The sequence below is a fragment of the Mesorhizobium sp. Cs1299R1N1 genome (genome assembly GCF_037179655.1).
GTDB classification, from domain to species: domain Bacteria; phylum Pseudomonadota; class Alphaproteobacteria; order Rhizobiales; family Rhizobiaceae; genus Mesorhizobium; species Mesorhizobium salmacidum.
The window spans coordinates 1-498 of the sequence record NZ_JAPYKR010000123.1 but is presented as its reverse complement, the minus strand read 5'-3'; the positions used below and the strand labels follow the sequence as shown (position 1 = coordinate 498).

Below are 498 nucleotides of genomic sequence, written 5' to 3'. Positions count from 1 at the left end.
GCAGACCTGCATCGTACACCTGATCCGCCATTCCCTCGAGTTCGTGTCGTGGAAGGATCGTAAAGCCGTCGTGCCGGCGCTCAGGGCAATCTACCGGGCCAAGGACGCCGAGGCCGGCATGAAGGCGCTGGGGGACTTCGAGGCTGGCTTTTGGGGGCAGCGATATCCGGCAATCACGCAGAGCTGGCGGCGCAACTGGCAGCACGTCGTGCCGTTCTTCGCTTATCCGGAGAGCGTGCGTCGCATCATCTACACGACCAACGCCATCGAGGCGCTGAATTCGAAACTGCGCCGCGCCGTTCGAACGCGAGGACACTTCCCCAATGACGACGCAGCCATGAAGCTGCTATATCTGGTGCTGAACCATGCGGCCGAGGAGTGGAAGCGACCGCCGCGCGAGTGGTTCGAGGCCAAGACCCAGTTCGCCGTCGTGTTCGGCGAAAGGTTCGTCAGCCAGTGACGAAAACCGGCCTCGCGCACAGAATTCCTGACAGTCCC

General features: G+C 62.4%; 1 protein-coding gene. It reads left to right on the top strand.

What is annotated here, in order from left to right; genetic code table 11:
* On the top strand, positions 1–460 hold a 460-nt coding region (locus O7A70_RS34005), incomplete at its 5' end, for a transposase (protein WP_337144233.1).
* Positions 461–498: the final 38 nt, after the last annotated feature.